The 18,860-nt window shown below is 67.8% G+C and carries 16 protein-coding genes; 4 read left to right on the top strand and 12 right to left on the bottom strand.

Annotation, left to right across the window (positions count from 1 at the left end; genetic code table 11):
- Positions 1-61: 61 nt before the first annotated feature.
- The 9 genes from rpoC to ABTV68_RS17665 all read right to left on the bottom strand — a co-directional run bounded on the left by rpoC (position 62) and on the right by ABTV68_RS17665 (position 12,932).
- On the bottom strand, positions 62-3,943 hold the full coding sequence (gene rpoC, locus ABTV68_RS17625) for a DNA-directed RNA polymerase subunit beta' (protein WP_433674976.1): 3,882 nt from the start codon (positions 3,941-3,943) through the stop codon (positions 62-64).
- Positions 3,944-3,999: 56 nt separating this feature from the next.
- Positions 4,000-7,491: a DNA-directed RNA polymerase subunit beta gene (locus ABTV68_RS17630; protein WP_433674977.1), complete on the bottom strand. Its 3,492-nt coding sequence runs from the start codon at positions 7,489-7,491 to the stop codon at positions 4,000-4,002.
- A 236-nt stretch (positions 7,492-7,727) separates the two neighbouring features.
- Positions 7,728-8,546: an alpha/beta fold hydrolase gene (locus ABTV68_RS17635; RefSeq protein WP_433674978.1), complete on the bottom strand. Its 819-nt coding sequence runs from the start codon at positions 8,544-8,546 to the stop codon at positions 7,728-7,730.
- Positions 8,547-8,590: 44 nt separating this feature from the next.
- A complete protein-coding gene (locus tag ABTV68_RS17640) occupies positions 8,591-9,517 on the bottom strand; it encodes a hypothetical protein (protein WP_433674979.1) in 927 nt (308 codons plus the stop codon).
- Positions 9,518-9,709: 192 nt separating this feature from the next.
- Positions 9,710-10,429, bottom strand: coding sequence for a hypothetical protein (locus ABTV68_RS17645; protein WP_433674980.1), 720 nt, complete (start codon positions 10,427-10,429; stop codon positions 9,710-9,712).
- A 2-nt stretch (positions 10,430-10,431) separates the two neighbouring features.
- Positions 10,432-10,614 (bottom strand): ribbon-helix-helix protein, CopG family, encoded by a 183-nt coding sequence (locus ABTV68_RS17650; RefSeq protein ID WP_433674981.1) that lies wholly within the window; start codon positions 10,612-10,614, stop codon positions 10,432-10,434.
- 97 nt (positions 10,615-10,711) lie between these two features.
- Positions 10,712-11,554: a biotin-dependent carboxyltransferase family protein gene (locus ABTV68_RS17655; RefSeq protein ID WP_433674982.1), complete on the bottom strand. Its 843-nt coding sequence runs from the start codon at positions 11,552-11,554 to the stop codon at positions 10,712-10,714.
- A complete protein-coding gene (locus tag ABTV68_RS17660; RefSeq protein ID WP_433674983.1) occupies positions 11,551-12,168 on the bottom strand; it encodes a 5-oxoprolinase subunit B family protein in 618 nt (205 codons plus the stop codon). The genes ABTV68_RS17655 and ABTV68_RS17660 overlap by 4 nt, the downstream gene beginning before the upstream one ends.
- Positions 12,165-12,932, bottom strand: coding sequence for a LamB/YcsF family protein (locus ABTV68_RS17665; protein ID WP_433674984.1), 768 nt, complete (start codon positions 12,930-12,932; stop codon positions 12,165-12,167). Before ABTV68_RS17665 ends, ABTV68_RS17660 begins: the two co-directional genes overlap by 4 nt.
- A gap of 266 nt (positions 12,933-13,198) precedes the next feature.
- On the opposite strand from ABTV68_RS17665, the gene ABTV68_RS17670 reads away from it, so the two are divergent.
- Together ABTV68_RS17670 and ABTV68_RS17675 are read left to right on the top strand one after the other, a co-directional pair.
- Complete coding sequence (locus tag ABTV68_RS17670) at positions 13,199-14,518, top strand: APC family permease (protein WP_433674985.1); 1,320 nt, start codon at positions 13,199-13,201, stop codon at positions 14,516-14,518.
- Between the two features lie 132 nt (positions 14,519-14,650).
- Complete coding sequence (locus ABTV68_RS17675; protein WP_433674986.1) at positions 14,651-15,262, top strand: hypothetical protein; 612 nt, start codon at positions 14,651-14,653, stop codon at positions 15,260-15,262.
- A gap of 121 nt (positions 15,263-15,383) precedes the next feature.
- Here ABTV68_RS17675 and ABTV68_RS17680 read toward each other — a convergent pair whose 3' ends face one another.
- On the bottom strand, positions 15,384-15,824 hold the full coding sequence (locus ABTV68_RS17680) for an HIT family protein (protein ID WP_433674987.1): 441 nt from the start codon (positions 15,822-15,824) through the stop codon (positions 15,384-15,386).
- Between the two features lie 96 nt (positions 15,825-15,920).
- On the opposite strand from ABTV68_RS17680, the gene ABTV68_RS17685 reads away from it, so the two are divergent.
- Both ABTV68_RS17685 and ABTV68_RS17690 read left to right on the top strand, forming a co-directional pair.
- Positions 15,921-16,313 carry a DUF3224 domain-containing protein gene (locus ABTV68_RS17685; RefSeq protein WP_433674988.1) on the top strand — a complete coding sequence of 131 codons (393 nt, stop codon included), beginning with the start codon at positions 15,921-15,923 and terminating at the stop codon, positions 16,311-16,313.
- 68 nt (positions 16,314-16,381) lie between these two features.
- Positions 16,382-16,753 (top strand): YbjQ family protein, encoded by a 372-nt coding sequence (locus ABTV68_RS17690; RefSeq protein WP_433674989.1) that lies wholly within the window; start codon positions 16,382-16,384, stop codon positions 16,751-16,753.
- 140 nt (positions 16,754-16,893) lie between these two features.
- Here ABTV68_RS17690 and ABTV68_RS17695 read toward each other — a convergent pair whose 3' ends face one another.
- Positions 16,894-17,871 carry an ADP-ribosylglycohydrolase family protein gene (locus ABTV68_RS17695; RefSeq protein WP_433674990.1) on the bottom strand — a complete coding sequence of 326 codons (978 nt, stop codon included), beginning with the start codon at positions 17,869-17,871 and terminating at the stop codon, positions 16,894-16,896.
- Positions 17,868-18,860 (bottom strand): ADP-ribosylglycohydrolase family protein, encoded by a 993-nt coding sequence (locus ABTV68_RS17700; RefSeq protein WP_433674991.1) that lies wholly within the window; start codon positions 18,858-18,860, stop codon positions 17,868-17,870. Before ABTV68_RS17700 ends, ABTV68_RS17695 begins: the two co-directional genes overlap by 4 nt.

Below are 18,860 nucleotides of genomic sequence, written 5' to 3' on the forward strand. Positions count from 1 at the left end.
GTGGACGCAGGAACGCCGCAGGCCCCCGGCGGTAGCCGGGGGCCTGCGGATCACATCACACTCAGTTGTAAGTGCCGGGCGTGGTGAAGTTGTCGTCCGTCGAGAAGCTGTCGAAGTCGACGTAGCTCAGGTCATCGCCCGAGTACGCACCGTCCGACGCGAAGATGCGGTTGGGGTACCGCTCGCTCTTCGCCTCTTCCGTCGCCTCGACCACGACGTTGCGGTACTTCGCAAGTCCGGTTCCGGCGGGGATGAGCTTACCGATGATGACGTTCTCCTTGAGGCCGACGAGCGGGTCGCTCTTGCCCTCCATGGCCGCCTGCGTGAGCACGCGGGTGGTCTCCTGGAAGGAAGCGGCCGACAGCCACGACTCGGTCGCGAGCGACGCCTTCGTGATACCCATCAGCTCCGGACGACCCGACGCGGGACGCTTGCCCTCGGACACGGCCGCACGGTTGATGTCCTGGTAGCGACGGGTGTCGACCATCTCACCGGGCAGGAAGTCGGTGTCGCCGTGGTCGACGACCGTGACCTTGCGCAGCATCTGGCGCACGATGACCTCGATGTGCTTGTCGTGGATCGGCACACCCTGCGAGCGGTACACGCCCTGAACGCCACCGACGAGGTACTTCTGCGCGGCACGGGCACCCTGCACGCGCATGACCTCCTTCGGGTCGAGCGTTCCGACCTGCAGCGCCTGACCGACCTCGATGTGCTGTCCGTCCTCGACCAGGAGCGTGGCACGCTTCAGGACCGGGTAGACGTACGGCTCGTCACCGTTGTCGGGCGTCAGGATGACCTTCTTCTGCTTCTCGGTCTCCTCGATGGTGATGCGACCGGTCGCCTCGGCGATCGGGGAAGCACCCTTCGGAGTACGAGCCTCGAAGAGCTCCTGGACACGGGGCAGACCCTGGGTGATGTCGTCAGCAGACGCGGAACCACCCGTGTGGAAGGTACGCATCGTCAGCTGGGTACCGGGCTCACCGATCGACTGGGCCGCGATGATGCCGACGGCCTCACCGATGTCCACGATCTTGCCGGAGGCCAGCGAACGGCCGTAGCACTGCGCGCAGACACCGACGGCGGAGTCGCAGGTCATCACCGAGCGGACCTTGATGTTCTCCACACCGGACTCGATCAGCTTGTCGATGAGCACGTCACCGACGTCCTCACCGGCGGTCGCGATGACCGTGCCCGAAGCGTCGACCACGTCGACGGCGAGGGTACGGGCGAACACCGAGTTCTCGACGTTCTCGTCGCGCACCAGGGTGCCCGTCGAGTCCGCCTTCGCGATGACGTAGTCCAGACCCTTGCTCGTGCCGCAGTCCTCTTCGCGGATGATGACATCCTGCGAGACGTCCACCAGACGACGGGTCAGGTAACCCGAGTCGGCGGTACGCAGAGCGGTGTCAGCCAGACCCTTACGAGCACCGTGCGTAGCGGTGAAGTACTCGGCCACCGACAGACCCTCGCGGTACGAGGAGATGATCGGACGCGGCATGATCTCACCCTTGGTGTTGTTCACCAGGCCTCGGATACCAGCGATGTTACGGATCTGCAGCCAGTTACCACGAGCACCCGACGACACCATGCGGTTGATGGTGTTGTCCTCGGGGAAGTTGGCGCGCATCGCCGCCTGCACCTCGTCCGTCGCCTCGGTCCAGATCTTGATCTGCTCCTGACGACGCTCGGTGTCGGTGACGAGGCCCTTCTCGTACTGAGACTGCACCTTGGAGGCGAGCTTCTCGTACTTCGAGATGATCTCGGCCTTGTTCGGCGGGGTGAGGATGTCGCTCAGCGCGACGGTCACACCCGAACGGGTGGCCCAGTAGAAGCCGGCGTCCTTGATCCGGTCGAGCGCCGCGGCGACCTCGACCTTGGGGTACTCCTCCGCCAGCTTGTTCACGATCTGCGACAGCTTGCCCTTGTCGGCCTGCTCGCGGACGAAGGGGTAGCCCTTCGGCAGCGTGTCGTTGAAGGTGACCTGACCGAGCGACGCGTCCACGAGACCGTGGGTCTCGTAGCCCTCCGGGGCGTCGCCCTCGAGGAACGTCAGACCCGGGATGCGGATGCGGACCTTGGCCTGCAGGTCGAGGGTTCCCTCGTCCTTGGCCATGATCGCCTCGGCGACGGAACCGAACGCACGACCCTCACCGAGCGCACCCTCCTTGACCGTGGTCAGGTGGTGCAGGCCGATGATCATGTCCTGCGAGGGCAGGGTGACCGGACGACCGTCGGACGGCTTGAGGATGTTGTTCGACGCCAGCATGAGCATGCGGGCCTCGGCCTGTGCCTCCACCGACAGCGGCAGGTGCACGGCCATCTGATCACCGTCGAAGTCGGCGTTGAACGCGGCGCACACGAGCGGGTGCAGCTGGATGGCCTTACCCTCGACGAGCTGCGGCTCGAAGGCCTGGATGCCCAGGCGGTGCAGGGTGGGGGCGCGGTTCAGCAGCACGGGACGCTCGCGGATGATCTCCTCGAGCACGTCCCACACCTCGGGGCGCGTACGCTCCACGGCGCGCTTGGCGGCCTTGATGTTCTGCGAGTGACCGAGGTCGATCAGGCGCTTGATGACGAACGGCTTGAACAGCTCCAGTGCCATCTGCTTGGGCAGACCGCACTGGTGCAGCTTCAGCTGCGGGCCGACGATGATGACCGAACGACCCGAGTAGTCGACGCGCTTTCCGAGCAGGTTCTGGCGGAAACGACCCTGCTTACCCTTCAGCATGTCGCTGAGGGACTTCAGGGCACGGTTGCCGGTACCGGTGACGGGGCGACCACGGCGGCCGTTGTCGAACAGGGCGTCGACGGCCTCCTGCAGCATGCGCTTCTCGTTGTTGACGATGATCTCGGGGGCACCGAGGTCGATCAGGCGACGGAGGCGGTTGTTGCGGTTGATCACGCGACGGTACAGGTCGTTGAGGTCGGAGGTCGCGAAGCGGCCACCGTCCAGCTGCACCATCGGGCGCAGCTCCGGCGGGATCACCGGGACGACGTCGAGCACCATCGAGGCCGGGGACATGCCCGTGGCCAGGAACGAGGAGACGACCTTGAGGCGCTTGATCGCACGGATCTTGCGCTGGCCCTTGCCCTCGGAGATCTGCAGGCGCAGGGACTCGGCCTCAGCCTCCAGGTCGAAGGTCTCCAGGCGCTTCTTGATGGACTCCGCACCCATGTAGGCCTCGAAGTACTGACCGAAGCGGTCCTGCAGCTCGTGGAAGACGTCGTCCTCCGGCTTCAGGTCGCCCACGGACAGCGTGCGGAAGTCCTCCCACACGCGCTCCAGCTTGGCGATCGCCTCGTCGGTGCCCTTGCGGGTCAGCGACATCTCCTTCTCGGCGGCGTCCTTGACCTTCTTCTTCTGGTCGGCCTTGGCGCCCTCCGCCTCGAGAGCGGCGAGCTCCTCCTCCAGCTTGCGCAGGCGGTCGGCGATCTTCGCGTCGCGGCGGTCCGCCAGAGCCTTCAGCTCGAGGCGGATGTTGCCCTCCTGGGTCGCGAGGTCGCGGTGACGCGCGTCCTCGTCCACCGAGATGACCATGTACGCGGCGAAGTAGATGACCTTCTCGAGGTCCTTCGGCGCCATGTCCAGCAGGTAGCCGAGGCGCGACGGAACGCCCTTGAAGTACCAGATGTGGGTGACGGGTGCGGCGAGCTCGATGTGGCCCATGCGCTCGCGACGGACGGAGCTCTTGGTGACCTCCACGCCGCAGCGCTCGCAGATGATGCCCTTGAAGCGGACTCGCTTGTACTTACCGCAGGCGCACTCCCAGTCACGGGAAGGGCCGAAGATCTGCTCACCGAACAGACCGTCCTTCTCGGGCTTCAGGGTGCGGTAGTTGATCGTTTCGGGCTTCTTGACCTCGCCGTGCGACCACTGACGGATGTCGTCAGCAGTTGCCAGGCCGATGCGAAGCGAATCGAATGTGGTGGCGTCGAGCACGTGTTCTCCTGTGTCGATTCTGAAATCTTGTGGTGGTGGAGGGATCTGACCGGGGGTCAGATCTCTTCGACCGAAACGTTCTCGAAGCGGCTCGAGATGTTGATGCCGAGCTCTTCCGCGGCGCGGAACGCCTCATCGTCGGTGTCGCGCAGGTTGACGGGCTGGCCGTCGGCGTTGAGCACCTCGACGTTCAGGCAGAGCGACTGCATCTCCTTCATGAGCACCTTGAAGGACTCGGGGATGCCGGGCTCCTGGATGTTCTCGCCCTTGACGATCGCCTCGTACACCTTGACGCGGCCGAGGATGTCGTCGGACTTGATCGTGAGGAGCTCCTGGAGCGCGTATGCCGCACCGTAGGCCTCGAGGGCCCACACCTCCATCTCACCGAAGCGCTGTCCACCGAACTGCGCCTTACCACCGAGGGGCTGCTGCGTGATCATCGAGTAGGGACCCGTCGAACGCGCGTGGATCTTGTCGTCCACCAGGTGGTGCAGCTTCAGGATGTACATGTAGCCCACGGAGATCGGCGCCGGGAACGGCTCGCCGGAGCGGCCGTCGTACAGCGTCGTCTTGCCGGTGTGGTCGATCAGGCGCTCGCCGTCACGCGTGGGAAGGGTCGAGTCGAGCAGACCCGAGATCTCCTCCTCGTGCGCACCGTCGAACACCGGGGTGGCCACCTTCGTGCCGGGAGCAGCCTCGCGGGCCTCGGCCGGCAGCAGCTTCGCCCACTCCGGGTTGCCGTCGACCTTCCAGCCCTGCTTGGCGATCCAGCCGAGGTGAACCTCGAGCACCTGGCCGAAGTTCATTCGACCCGGGATACCGAGCGGGTTGAGGATGATGTCCAGCGGCGTACCGTCGGCGAGGAACGGCATGTCCTCCACCGGCAGGATGCGCGAGATGACGCCCTTGTTGCCGTGACGGCCGGAGAGCTTGTCACCCGCGGTGATCTTGCGCTTCTGGGCGATGTAGACCACGACGCGACGGTTGACGCCCGAGCCGAGCTCGTCGTCGCCGTCCTCGGCGTTGAACTCCTTGACCGCGATGATGGTTCCCTGCTCACCGTGGGGCACCTTCAGCGACGTGTCGCGGACCTCGCGGCTCTTCTCGTTGAAGATCGCGCGGAGCAGGCGCTCCTCGGCGGAGAGCTCGGTCTCACCCTTCGGGGTGACCTTGCCGACCAGGATGTCGCCGGGGCGGACCTCGGCGCCGATGCGGATGATGCCGCGCTCGTCCAGGTCCTTCAGCAGCTCCGGGCTGACGTTGGGGAGGTCACGGGTGATCTCCTCCTTGCCGAGCTTCGTGTCGCGGGCGTCGACCTCGTACTCCTCGATGTGGATCGAGGAGAGGGTGTCTTCCTTCACCAGGTCCTGGTTCAGGATAATCGCGTCCTCGTAGTTGAAGCCTTCCCACGTCATGAAGCCGACGAGGAGGTTCTTACCGAGGGCGAGCTCACCGTTGTCGGTCGAGGGACCGTCGGCGATGACCTCGCCGACCTCGACGCGCTCACCGGCGTTGACGATCACGCGCTGGTTGTAGGACGTGCCCTGGTTGGAGCGGTCGAACTTGCGCAGGTAGTAGTCCTGCGTGCCGCCCTCGTCCAGCTGAACCGTGACGCGGTCTGCGGAGACCTCGGAAACGACACCGGCCTTCTGCGCGGTGACCACGTCGCCGGCGTCGATGGCCGTGTAGCCCTCCATACCGGTACCCACCAGCGGCGAGTCCGAACGCAGCAGCGGCACAGCCTGACGCTGCATGTTGGCACCCATGAGGGCGCGGTTCGCGTCGTCGTGCTCGAGGAACGGGATGAGCGACGTCGCGACCGACACCATCTGGCGCGGGGAGACGTCCATGTAGCCGATCTCGTCGCGCGGGAAGAGGTCGACCTCGCCACCCTTACCGCGACGGGCGAGCACGCGCTCGTCGGCGAAGGAACCGTCCTTGTTCAGGACGGCGTTGGCCTGCGCCACGATGTAGTCCTGCTCTTCAGCGGCGGTGAGGTAGTCGATCGTCTCGGACACCTTGCCGTCGATGACCCGGCGGTACGGGGTCTCGATGAAGCCGAACGCGTTGATGCGCGCGAACGACGCCAGCGAGCCGATCAGACCGATGTTCGGGCCTTCCGGCGTCTCGATCGGGCACATACGGCCGTAGTGCGACGGGTGGACGTCGCGGACCTCGACACCGGCACGCTCACGCGACAGACCACCGGGACCCAGGGCCGACAGGCGGCGCTTGTGGGTCAGACCCGCGAGCGGGTTGTTCTGGTCCATGAACTGCGACAGCTGCGAGGTTCCGAAGAACTCCTTGATCGCGGCGACGACGGGGCGCACGTTGATCAGGGTCTGCGGCGTGATTGCCTCGATGTCCTGCGTGGTCATGCGCTCGCGAACGACGCGCTCCATGCGGGACAGACCCGTGCGGACCTGGTTCTGGATGAGCTCGCCGACCGCGCGGATGCGACGGTTGCCGAAGTTGTCGATGTCGTCGACATCGATGCGGATCTCCGCCGGCTTGCCGCTGCGGACGCCCTCGTAGGAGGTCTCACCGGCGTGCAGGCGCACCAGGTACTTGATGGTGGCGACGATGTCCTCGACGGTGAGCACCGACTCGGTCAGCGGCGCGTCCAGGCCGAGCTTCTGGTTCACCTTGTAGCGGCCGACCTTGGCCAGGTCGTAGCGCTTCGGGTTGAAGTAGAAGTTGTCCAGCAGCGCGCGGGCGGCCTCAGCGGCGACCTGCTCGCCCGGACGGAGCTTGCGGTAGATGTCGCGAAGCGCGTCCTCCTTGGTGAGGATGGTGTCCTTCGACAGGGTCTCCTCGATGGAGGGGAAGCCGGCGAACTCGGCGAGGATGTCCTCGCTGGAAAGGCCCAGGGCCTTGAGGAAGACGGTGACCGACTGCTTGCGCTTGCGGTCGATGCGCACGCCCACCTGGTCGCGCTTGTCGATCTCGAACTCGAGCCAGGCGCCGCGGCTCGGGATGACACGCGCCGACACGATGTCCTTGTCGGAGGTCTTGTCGGGGGTCTTGTCGAAGTAGACACCCGGCGAGCGGACGAGCTGAGACACGACGACACGCTCGGTGCCGTTGATGATGAACGTGCCCTTGTCGGTCTGGAGCGGGAAGTCGCCCATGAAGACCGTCTGGGTCTTGATCTCACCGGTCTGGTGGTTCATGAACTCGGCCTCGACGTACAGCGGAGCCGCGTACGTCTTGCCGCGCTCCTTGCACTCCTCGATCGAGTACTTCTCGGGCTCGAGGTACGGGTTCGTGAACGAGAGCTGCATGGTCTCGCTGAGATCCTCGATCGGCGAGATCTCCTCGAAGATCTCCTCCAGACCGCTGACCTCGGGGACGTCGGTGCGTCCCTCAGCCTGCGCCTGCGCGACGCGAGCCTTCCAGTTCTCGTTGCCGACGAGCCAGTCGAACGACTCGACCTGCAGAGCGAGCAGGTCGGGGACGGTCAGCGTGTCGGTGATCTTGGCGAACGAGACGCGCTTGTGAGCGCGGCCGTTCTTGGGGTTGGTGGATGCGTTGCTCGCAGCTGCCAAGGGAATGACCTCCATGGGCCCCGGCCGGGCCTCGTGATTCCTTGTCGTGAGATTTCTCGCTCGCGTACATCCCCGAAATCCGAGCCGACCTCACGATCGGAGACACGGAAACAGCCGACCACCATATGAGGGCAGGAGGATGCGAGCGCAACTACCCACGATACACACGGATTAGCGACACGTCCAGCGTTGATGCTTGAAGGTTCCTGAGACTCGGTGTATAACCACGCGCGGAATCAGCTCTGTGTCATCCAACCCGCGAGGATCGTCCGGAATTCCGCCGGCTGCTCGATCCACGGATAGTGACCGCAGTCGGCGATCCATACCTGCTGGGCGCCGAGAGCCTCGGCATAGGCGAGCGTGGGACGCACGCCACTCAGCATGTCTTCCGCCGCTGCGACCACGAGCAGCGGAGGGAGATCGGCCGCCAGGATCTGCGCCGGCGCATCATCAGGGATCGCCGAGAACCAGCCGAGCGTCGCCGCGCGCGTGGTGGTGCCCACCCGGGCGTGCTGCTGCTCGAGATCGGTCCAGTGCGCGTAACCCAGCGGCGCTTCCTGCTGCCACGCCTGTTGGAACTCGGCTTCGGTGTCGGGGAGGTCCGCGGGCGCGGTGAGGGCGTGGTCGATGATCGGATCAGCGCGGCGGGCAGCGATCTCCGCGATGTCGTGCTCCGTTCCGGTGAGCCACGCCGCCGCCGGAGTGACCAGCGCCGCGCGGCGAATGCGTCCGGGGTGACGCGTCATGGTCGCGAGGGCCACGCGGGTGCCAGCGGAGTGAGCGAGGATGTCGGCCCGGTCGAGTCCGAGATCGTCGAGGATCGCGACGACCGCGTCGCTTTCGAGCCACCACCCTGGCGATGCATCTGTGGTCGCTGCAGTGCCACGGAAGTGCACGATGATCAGCGGCCGAATGCCGCCGAGTCCTGCAAGGTCCCCCAGGTACTCCGGTTCACGGCACGGTCCGCCAGGAAGGACGATGACCGGCTCCCCTGTCGCGTCACCGACGCGTTCGTGGGCGATGGATGATCCGTCAGCGAGTCGCGCGTAATCCACCTCTCAACCCTATCGACGAAGGCACGCATGGCGAGACGACGGGGTCACGCGATGGTGTGACGCTCCAATCGGCGTCCGGGGGCCCGCGACGCGTTGATCCCGTCTCGCACTGGCAGCACCGTGACGGGGGTGGACCACGTCTGCGCCGGCTTGTTCAGCAGCCATCCATCGCCGAGGGTGATCGCCGCGTGTTCGACGGCACCATCGGCGCCGCGCCACACGAGAACCGTGCCAGGGTTCTCGTCATTGCCACCCGCGATGGTCGCCTCCTGCAACCAGCGCTCGAAGGGTGCCCGCTGCATCCACGTGCTCTCGGCGCCCTCGACACCGGCGGCACCCATGACCGTCCCGAAGCAGTTCGGCCCGCTGCGAGCCGGAAAGCGCCCGGCGATCCGACGTGCCTCGGGGAGGATGGACCGCGCACGACGCCACGTGGCCTCCGACACTTCACTGTGCTGAGACGCCGGCCAACCGTCCTCTACCCAGCGGATGGCCCGCGCAGTGTCGCGTTCACGGCTGCGTTCGGGATGCTTCCCCGGCCAGCGATGCTTCGTCGGCTGCGCAGCCCGCGCTTCAGGAGTCAGCAGGCGTGCCCCACGCCTGTCGAGCCAGATCAGCGAGGTGCGCTCCGGCTCGTCGTCCGCGCCCGGCGCGTCGGTGGGGGTCGGGTCGCTCGCGGCGTCCGAAGTCGAGCGTAGGGCGACTCCATCGGCGGAGCGCACGACGTCTCCCTGATCCGGATGGTCCCCGGAGGGTTCCACCTCCGCGGCGTAGACGCCGGTTCCCGGTACCGCGTAGAGCTGGAACGTGTCGCGCAGCTCGGGGCTGAGCCGACGCGAGCGCGCGACTCGCTTCACCACTCGCGCCTCATCGGCTGTGAGCAGGAACGGCTGCACGGCAGGCATTACCCACCCTCGCCACCGCGCCAGTTGGGCGTCGGTGACGCGGATGCCGAGCACCGTCGCCGTCATGGCCCCGAGCCTACCCGCCGCCCCGCCGTCCCCGAACCTCGGAATCGGAGCCGCAGCGCCGCGCCCGTGCTGCTCTCAGAATCGGTAGCTTCGGTCCACCTCCCGAGCCGGAACTGAGACCAACACGATGACTGGTCTCGACTCCGGTATTGGATCCGGCCGTGTGCTGCATCTGCTGAGACCAGCGCCGCCTCAGGCCTCCGCGTGGATCTGCAGGGACCGCCCATCCGGATCGGTGAGCTCGAGCATGGTGCCGAAGGTGGTGTCCACCCGCACCTCATGTCCGGCTGACCGCAGGGCGGCGGCCAATGCCTGCGGATCGCCCGTGGTCGACAGCGTGAGATGCACCTGCGCCCCGGGAGCGTCCGCGAGCAGAGACACCGTCTCCTCCGGCCGCGCGATGTGCACGCCGACCGATCCGTGATCGGCGCCATACGCCACGAAGCTGTCGTCGTCGGGGCTGCTCTGGTGCAGGCCGAGCTCAGTGAGAAACTCGCCGTAGGCTCCACGAGGATCAGTGAATCGCACCGGGCAGACGCTGATGCTTGGGTCGGGGAGCGCCTCTAACGTCTCGTACCCGTAGAAGTCGTCCCGCTGAGCGTTGACGATCACGCGGTCTCCGAGCGGATCGACGATCTCGATCGAGCGACCCCACGCTTCGTCCACCGGGGCGACGTCGAATCGCACGGCGACGGCATCGAGATCGTCGGTCTCGAAGGTGAGCTCGGTCGATCCTGCGGGGGCTCCGTTCGCCGCATTCGCCGTTCCGTGCAGCAGCACGTCTCCGGATCCCGAGCGCATGACCGCCCACTGGGGACTCGATACGACAGCGACGAGTCCCAGCTGCTCCAGAAGCGCGCGCATCGCCGCCACATCATCGCTGAATCGAATTGCCTGCACGGTGATGGACAAGATCACTCCTCCCCCGCGCTCTGCGCACGATCCAAATACTCGCCGAGTGCCCGCTCCACCAGGGCTGACAGACTCCTCCCCTCATCGATCGCGCGATGCTTCACCGCCACGATCAACGGACGCGGAAGGTACACGTTGAACTGCGCTTTCTCCGCGTCTCTCGCGGCGTGCTGTTCGGTACTCATGCTCGAATGCTAGCAATCTAATGTCTCCATCGCCACCGTCGTCTGCGGTCGACGAACCCGCCACGGACGTTCGTTCGCACAACAGCGCGACCGGCGATCAGCCGCGGAGGCGGAGGGTGGCGCCAGGCCGCAGCTGTCCGATCGCATCCAGATCCAGCACCACACCGATCACGGGGTAGCCGCCCGTGACAGGACCGTCGGCGAGCAGGATCGTCGGAACTCCGGATGGCGGCACCTGAATCGCGCCGGGGATCACGCCCTCACTGGGCAGCTCTGCTGTGCCCCGGTGGCGCAGCAGCGGCCCGTCGAGTCGCACGCCCACACGATCCGCCGCGGACGAGGCCGTCCAGGTCTCCCCCGTCAACAGATCCCAGGCTTCGGGCGCCAGCATGTCGCGGCGAGGACCCGGCACCACCCGCGCCTCGACGTGGTCGCCCGGCACGCGCCACGGAGCGATGTCCACCAGATGCAGCGGAAGCGTCGTGCGCCCGATGACGAGTTCGTCGCCGACCTGCAGCGGCTCCGGCCCCAGCCCCGCGAGAGTGTCACGGGAGCGCGAGCCCAGCACCGGGGGCACCGCCAGTCCGCCCCGCACCGCGACATAGGCTCGGATGCCCCGAGTCGCGAATCCGAGCTCGAGAACCTCGCCGGCATGCAGCAGGTGCGGTCGCCAGAGGTCCGCGGGGTGGGAGCCCACTGTCAGAGGCACCTCCGCCCCGGTCACCACGATCCAATGATCGCCCGTCGCTCGCAAGCGCAGTCCTCCGAGCGGCACTTCGATTCCCGCGGCGGACTCGCGGTTGCCGACGAGACGCTGCGCGATCCGATGCGACGCGTGATCCATCGCACCGGACGAACCGACACCGATCGCCCGTAGCCCGAAACGCCCCAGATCCTGCACTGTAGTCCCAGGACCGGCAGCCTCGACCCGCAGGCTCACGACACGTCCCGAAACCGCACGCGCGCGCCCGGCGAGAGGAGTGCGGGAGGTGTGCGCTCGGGGTCGAAGAGCACGACATCCGTGGTGCCGATCAGCTGCCATCCACCTGGTGTCGCGCGCGGATACACGCCGCTGAAGCCGTCCGCGAGCGCGACCGAGCCGGCCGGCACGCGGGTGCGCGGCGCAGCCAGTCGCGGCACTCGGTGTGGCCAGTCCTCGGCGACGAGGTAGCCGAACCCGGGCGCGAACCCCGTGAACGCGACCCGCCAGCGCGCGCGCTGATGGTCATCGATCAGTGTCGCCACCGAGACAGCCGCCGCGTCGGCCGCGGCAGAGAGGTCGGGACCGTCATAGCGGACGTCGATCTCGATGAGAAGCCCGGCGTCTGCGTCATCGACGTCAGCCGCATGGGTGAGCGCACGGTCGATCCAGGCACGCACGGCCGACGGCGCGATGCTCGACGGATCGAAGCACACCAACACCGTCTCCGCGGCGGGGACGATGTCCGTGATTCCCGCGGATGGGACGCCTAGTGCCGCCTGCAACGCCAGCACATCCGCTGTCTCGATCAGCACGGCAGCGGGACCGAACGAGCGCACGACCGGCGCCATCATGGCCGCCAGGGCGCGCGGATCATGACACCCGCATCGGTCAGCGCGGCGCGCACGGCGCCTGCCATCTCCACCGCCGCCGGGGTGTCGCCGTGCACGCACAGAGACGCCGGTCGCATCGCGATTCGACTGCCGTCCACGGAGACGACCGATCCCGTCAGGATCATCTCCACGGCCCGGTCGGCGACCTCGGTGGGATCGTGCATCAGATCTCCGGGAGCGCCGCGCGGCACGAGTGTGCCGTCGGCCCGGTAGCCGCGGTCCAAGAAGGCCTCGGCGAAGAACGGCAGACCCGCGGCCTCCGCGGCGCGGCGAATCTCCCCATGCAGACCGAGCACCGGCACCGCACGGCCAAGCTGGGTCGAGAGATCTGCGATTACCGCCGCGACGTCCGCTGCTTGGGCTGCATCGTGCACGATCTCGTTGTACAGCGCTCCGTGTGGTTTCACGTATCGGATGTCTGCGCCGGCGGACACGAGAGCGTCGAGCTGACCCCGAATCGACGCACGCAGCTCAGACGATGCGAGGCGCTGGCGTGTGCGCCCGAATCCTGCGCGATCGGGGTACGACGGATGCGCTCCGATCGTCACACCGTGCTCGCGGGCGAGGACGACCGATGCCCGCATCGACACATCGTCACCGGCATGACCGCCGCAGGCGATGTTCGCGCTGCTCACAAGCCGGAACATCGCGGCGTCGTCAGCGGTGGCCACGCCGTCAACGGTCTCGCCGAGATCGGCGTTCAGATCCACCGCGAGCGCAGTCATGTCTTCACCCTACGACCCTCGTCGTGTTCGCGATCCGCGTTGCTTCAGACGCCTCTCCTTCCACGTGGACGCATCACACCGGGGCCGTGACGTGCGGCGAAACCAGGCGAATGCGCTCAAACCATGGCCAAAACCCGGGATCGCTCCTGCACTCGCCGCATGCTCATCGACTCACGACCCACGACCCCACGACAATGGCAGAATCCGGCGGGCGAGTGACCGAATCAAGCGCGCCGGATGTCGGTGGGCGGCGACACGATGGAGGGGTGAGCACACGCACCCGAGACGGCCGCATCGGCCTCGCCGAAGGCATCGCCCTGTACGTCGCCTCCGTACTCGGCACCGGGCTGCTGGCTCTGCCCGCGCTGGCCGCTGAGGCCGCGGGCCCCGGCTCGATCCTCGCCGTCGCCGCCGTCATCGTGCTCGCCGTCCCGCTGGCCGGCACATTCGCCGCGCTCGCGGCGCGCTACCCGGATCCGGGCGGCGTCGCCAGCTACGTGCGACGCGCGCTCGGGCCGACGGCAGCGCGCATGACGGGCTACTGGTTCATGTTCGGCGTCGCTGCGGGCGGGCCGGTGGTCGCCGTCCTTGGTGCGCAGTACGTCGCGCTCACGGCGGGCATCGACGCGAACGCCGTCCCCTGGCTCGCGTTCGCTTTCCTCGTGGTCCCGCTCGGCGTGAACGCGTTCGGTGTCCGGACGGCCGGTGCGGTCCAGCTCGTGCTCACCGCGCTCCTGGTGGGAGTGGTGGTCACGGTGGTCTGGGCGGCGGCTCCCGCGGTCGAGCCGCAGAACTTCACGCCCTTCCTGCCGCACGGGCTCGGCGGTGTGGGCACGGCCGTCGTCTTGTTCGTCTGGGCTTTCGCGGGTTGGGAGGTCGGCACCCACATCTCGGGCGAGTTCCGGAATCCGCGCCGCGCGGTCCTCGTCGGAACCGCGGTCACCCTGGTCCTCTCCGGTGCCTGCTACCTGGTGCTGCAGGTTGTCACCGTCGGAGCGCTCGGCACAGCGGCTGGCACAAGCGCCGCGCCGCTGCTCGATCTCGCCTCCCTCGCCGATTCGCCTGCCGCGCGCATCGCGGTGGGCGTGGTCGGGGGAATCGTGGCGCTCGGCGTGCTCAACGCCTATCTCGCCGCCTTCGCCAAGCTGGGGGCATCGCTGGCGGAGAACGGCGACCTGCCTCGCTGGTTCAGTGCCGGGGCTGATGCCGGCGCCGTGCCCCGCCGCGCGCTGGTCCTCACCGCAGTCGTGATGGTGGTGTACTTCACCCTGGTCCTCGCGAACGGACTGGACCTCACGCCGTTCGTGCTGGTGCACACGTCGAGCATGACGGCGATCTACGTGCTGGGGATGATCGCCGCGGTATGCATCCTCGATCGCGGGAGCCTCGGATGGTGGACGGCCATCGTGGCGGCCGTGCTGAGCGCAGGTCTCCTCGTGCTCGCCGCAGGTTCACTGCTGCCCGCGATCTCTCTCGCGCTCATCGCCGTCATCATCGCGCTGATCCGCCGGCGGGGCCGGCGCCCGGGCACCACCGTCGCGACCGACACCCCTCAGGCCACGTCCGACACGGTTGCGCCGGTCTGAGACTGTCGGTGTCTCGACGCCTGACCCCGCCGACGACGGACGTGCCGTACGGGCAGCGGAGCGATTCCGGTGCCCTGCTATCGTCGGCCCCATATGCCGCGGGCGCGACCGCGGCCGACAGAGGGGAATCTCATGGGTTGGCTGTTCCGGAACAAGAAGAGCGCGGAGCCGGCGCCGGCACCGGCGGTTGCTCCGGAGGACCTCGTCGTCCCGATGCTGTCCGGTCAGAGCTGGAAAGACGCGACTGCGGCGAAGCTCGCCCAGATCCCGGACTTCCCGGCCGGGCAGCATCCGTTCGCCCAGCCGCTCACGGGCGAGGTCTACGTCACTTACGCCACCGATCCCGGCCCCTCGTGGGAGATCGTGAACATCGACGAAGTGCCCGCCTACGGCGGCGCGGCGTCACTCCACGACCGGGCGCTGGCCAACCTCGCCCGCCGCGGTGACATCGAGGTCGAAGGCGGCGGCGGGCGCTATCGCCTGACCGTTCCCGACGAGATGGATCTGACGGCCTCAACCCTCCTCGCGCCCGCGCGATGGCGCGCGGCCGTCGACATTCCTGGAGATCTCGCGGTGGCCGTCCCCACCCGAATTCACGTGCTGCTCTGCAGCGCTGACGACGCGGACTCCGTCGCGGCGCTGCAGGGCTACGCCACGGAGCTGTTCGCGCAGGCGGCGTCGAAGCCGGTGACCACCCAGCTACTGAGGCTCGACACCGCCGGCGTGCTCAGCGTTCTCCGCTGAGCATTCTGCAGCCAGCAGCAGCCACACGAACGTCGGTGCTCGGGTCGAGATCCCGCCCGTGCGAGCGCCCGGGTTCAGCGCCCACGGCGCGTCGGCCGAGCACACGCCTCGGTCAACGCGCTCAGGCGAGCGCGCGCCGCAGTGCCTCGACCGCGTCGTCAGAGATCACGTGCTGCCGCTCACTGGCTCCGCTGCTCATGCGCGGGATGACCGTGATGCGCAGGTGGCTCTCCTCGTCGATGGCGTCGTTGCCTGCCTCGGCGACGACCCCCTCGAGCGCGATGTTGCCGTCTTCCAGAGCGACCGCGACATCCCGGGCGAGCATCATCAGCTCCGTCGCCTGGGCATCGGAGAGTTCGGAGATCCGGCTGACATGCGGGCGAGGTACCACGATGACGCGGCCCGGTGCGGGCGCGTTCTCGTCCACGACGGCGCAGGCATAGGGGCGATTGGCGATCACAGAAGATGCACGGGCACCGTCGGTGATCTCGCACAGCGGGCAGTCGATCATCTTGCCTCCTCGGTGCACCCGCGCGGCTGCACGGACGAACAGTGTGGCCACAGCGTACGCCCTTCCCCGAAGGACGATCCAGAATCTTCGCACGAGGTCACATCATGCGGATCGATGAATGTCCGATGTGCGCGCTACTCTCGCGGAATGAGCGAAGAGCGCGTCGTCGAAGCCCAGTTCACCGTCACTCTGACACCGGCCGTCGGCATCGTGGCCGAGACCGGTCGGTTCGACATGACCAAGGAATGGACGGGCGCCATCCGGGGCACCAGCGAGGGAGTGATGCTGTCCGCCGGCGACCCGCGCCTCGGTGCGGCGGGCTACGTCGCGCTCGAGGTCGTGTCAGGCTCGCTCGACGGTCGTGCGGGTTCGTTCGCGCTCGCCCAACTCGGCCGAATGACGCCCGCGGGGCAGAACCTCGACTGGGAGATCGTCCCGGGTTCCGGCACGGGAGACCTGATCGGGCTCGCTGGCACCATCGAGCTGCTGAGCGCCGAAGACACCCATCAGGTGCGACTGAGGTACACGCTCCCCGAGTGAGCGTGAATCGTGACTGACACGCCGCACCGCTGCTGCACACCCGCGGATCCCGGCGGGATGATCAACGCATGATCGTGGTGACGACGAATGACATCCCCGGCTATCGTGTGGAGGCCGTGCTCGGCGAGGTCATGGGCCTCACCGTCCGCTCCGCGAACTTCGGCCAGAACTTCGTGGCCGGATTCCGCTCGCTGGGCGGCGGTGAAATGACCGAGTACACGAAGATCATGTACGAGTCGCGCAACGACGTGATGAACCGCATGATCGCCGACGCGCAGCAGCGCGGCGCCAACGCCATCGTCGCGATGCGGTTCGATACCGGCGACATCGCGCAGAACTTCTCCGAGGTGTGCGCATACGGCACGGCCGTGGTCGTGAGTCCCATCCCGGGCGGACAGCCCGGTGCCACCAGCCAATCGGCCGGGCAGGCGCAGCAGTAGCGAAACGACACGAGGGCCGATCGGACAGTTCCGATCGACCCTCACATCCTTCAGGTGCCGTGCTCGACCTCAACGGGACCAGCACGGCACCCATCATCGCGATTCGGCAACGTCCCCTGGACGGCAGGACGTACGCGAACTCAGCTGATGGCCTCCGCCACCGTACGGCCCGCGAACGACGCGATCGACAGCCCGGTGAGGCGAGCCTCCTCGAGCCGCAGATCCTCGGCGATCCAGTCCTCCCCGAATCGGAGCGCCGCGATCGCACCGGCGACGGCCGGGAGCGTCGCAGCATTCCGAGGCTGGCCGAGCACGCCGAGCATCAGATCGTCCGCGGACTCCGCGACGCTGACGTGGGCGAGCAGGAAGCCGAGCGTCTCGGGCGCCGCGATCGGGTAGCTGTAGATCCAGTCCCCCACCTCGACGCCGAGCCTCCGGGCGCGATCGAGCGGTCCGCGCGCGTCAGCGGCGACTGCCAGGGATGCTTCGACCATCCGGCGCGACCAGGTCTGCGGTGGCAGCACCTCCACCGCTGCTGCCACCGCGTCGGCGGCGCTCGCACCGGCGAGCAGCGCGGACGCCAGCTGCACCGTGGCCTCAGCACACCACACGCCGTCCAGAGCGTGCGTCACCGATGCATCAGCGACAGCAGCGTCCCGCGCGCCCTCGCCACCCACCACGGCAACGGCCGCGAGGGCGCGCACCATGGCGATGTCATCGAAGTAATGCGCGTTGTCGTGACCGGACTGCGGCGGCTCGGCGCCGGCACGCAGGTTCTGCAGCGCGAGCTTCGTGCCGATGCGCGACCGCACGGGCGGTTCGGTCTCGGCCAGCGCGCGCCATTCCTGGAGGCCGAGACCGTGCGTGTGCTGGCGGGCGGAGAAGGCGAACCATTCCAGCGCCTCCCCCGGTCCCGGGTGCAGCACGGCGGGCGGTGCCGCGTGCGTGAACGGGCGCGGCACGGTGGTGGTCCGCGTCTCGTCGGCCAGCAGCGACAGCGTGCGCACGCGCCCCACGCGCTTGGGCGGCAGAGCGTACACGCGGTAATCGGCGTTGAAGGCGGAGGCCGCCTCACCGGCAAGAATGCCGCGGGCGATGGTGGCGAAGGCTTTGGTCATCGCACGTCTCCTTCCACGAGGGCGGTGAGTCTGTCGGCGGCGTCCAGCGGGTGGGTTCCCCGTGTGGAGCGGATGCACGAGCCGACCACGGGGCGCAACCCCGCCACCCAGTCCTGCGGGAACGCGTCGATCCCGGAGATCGCACCGGCGATCGTCCCGGCGATCGCGGCAGTGGTGTCGGCGTCACGACCCATGTTCACGGCGAACAGGATGGACTCGGCCGCGCGCCCCTCCGCGCGCAGCACCGACGCCATCGCGAGCCCCACGGCCTCCGGCGCGAGGTCGGCCCAGTAGTAGTCGGCCACGGCGAGACGATCGTGCAGCGCGATGGCGAGCGCATCATCGTCCAGGCCGGACCCCACCAGGTCCCGAGCGTCGCGGAGGTTACGCGCCGTCCAGCTGTCGGCCGGGATCGCGGCCAGTCCCGCGTCGTAGCAGGCGGCGGCGTCCGCACCCGTGAGGGCAGTGGTCACGGCAACCGCCACCACGACGCCGGCCCAGACGCCCTCCGTGGTGTGACTCACGGCACCATCCGCCTCGGCGAGACGACGGGCGAGGTCGACATCGCCGGCGGCGACGATGCCCAGCGGGCTCACGCGCATCGCGAGCCCGTCACTCCAGCCGTGCATGGTGTCGCCGCTCAGCGGCGGACGAACGCCACGACGGAGGTTGTCGATGGCCGCCATCTCGCTGAAGCCGCCGCCCTTGAAGTCATCGGCCTGCGGCAGCACGTCGGTGAGCCAGGTTTCGGCGAAGTCGTCCGCGGTGGCGTTCACACCGACCCGCTCCACCGTTTTGGCGGTGAGGAGTGCGTACTCCGTGTCGTCGCTGCCCGCGGGCTCCGGGTCGAGGTATCCGGTGACGCGGCCGTGCTTGGCCTGGATCTCCTGCGCGGAGAAGCCCTCGACGGGTCGTCCGATGGCATCGCCGATGGCGAGACCCGCGAGCGAACCGCGAGCGCGCTCGCGCAGGGTGAGGGAGGAAGTCAT

This window comes from Microbacterium gorillae (assembly GCF_050990725.1).
In the GTDB taxonomy this organism is placed as follows: Bacteria; Actinomycetota; Actinomycetes; order Actinomycetales; family Microbacteriaceae; genus Microbacterium; species Microbacterium gorillae_A.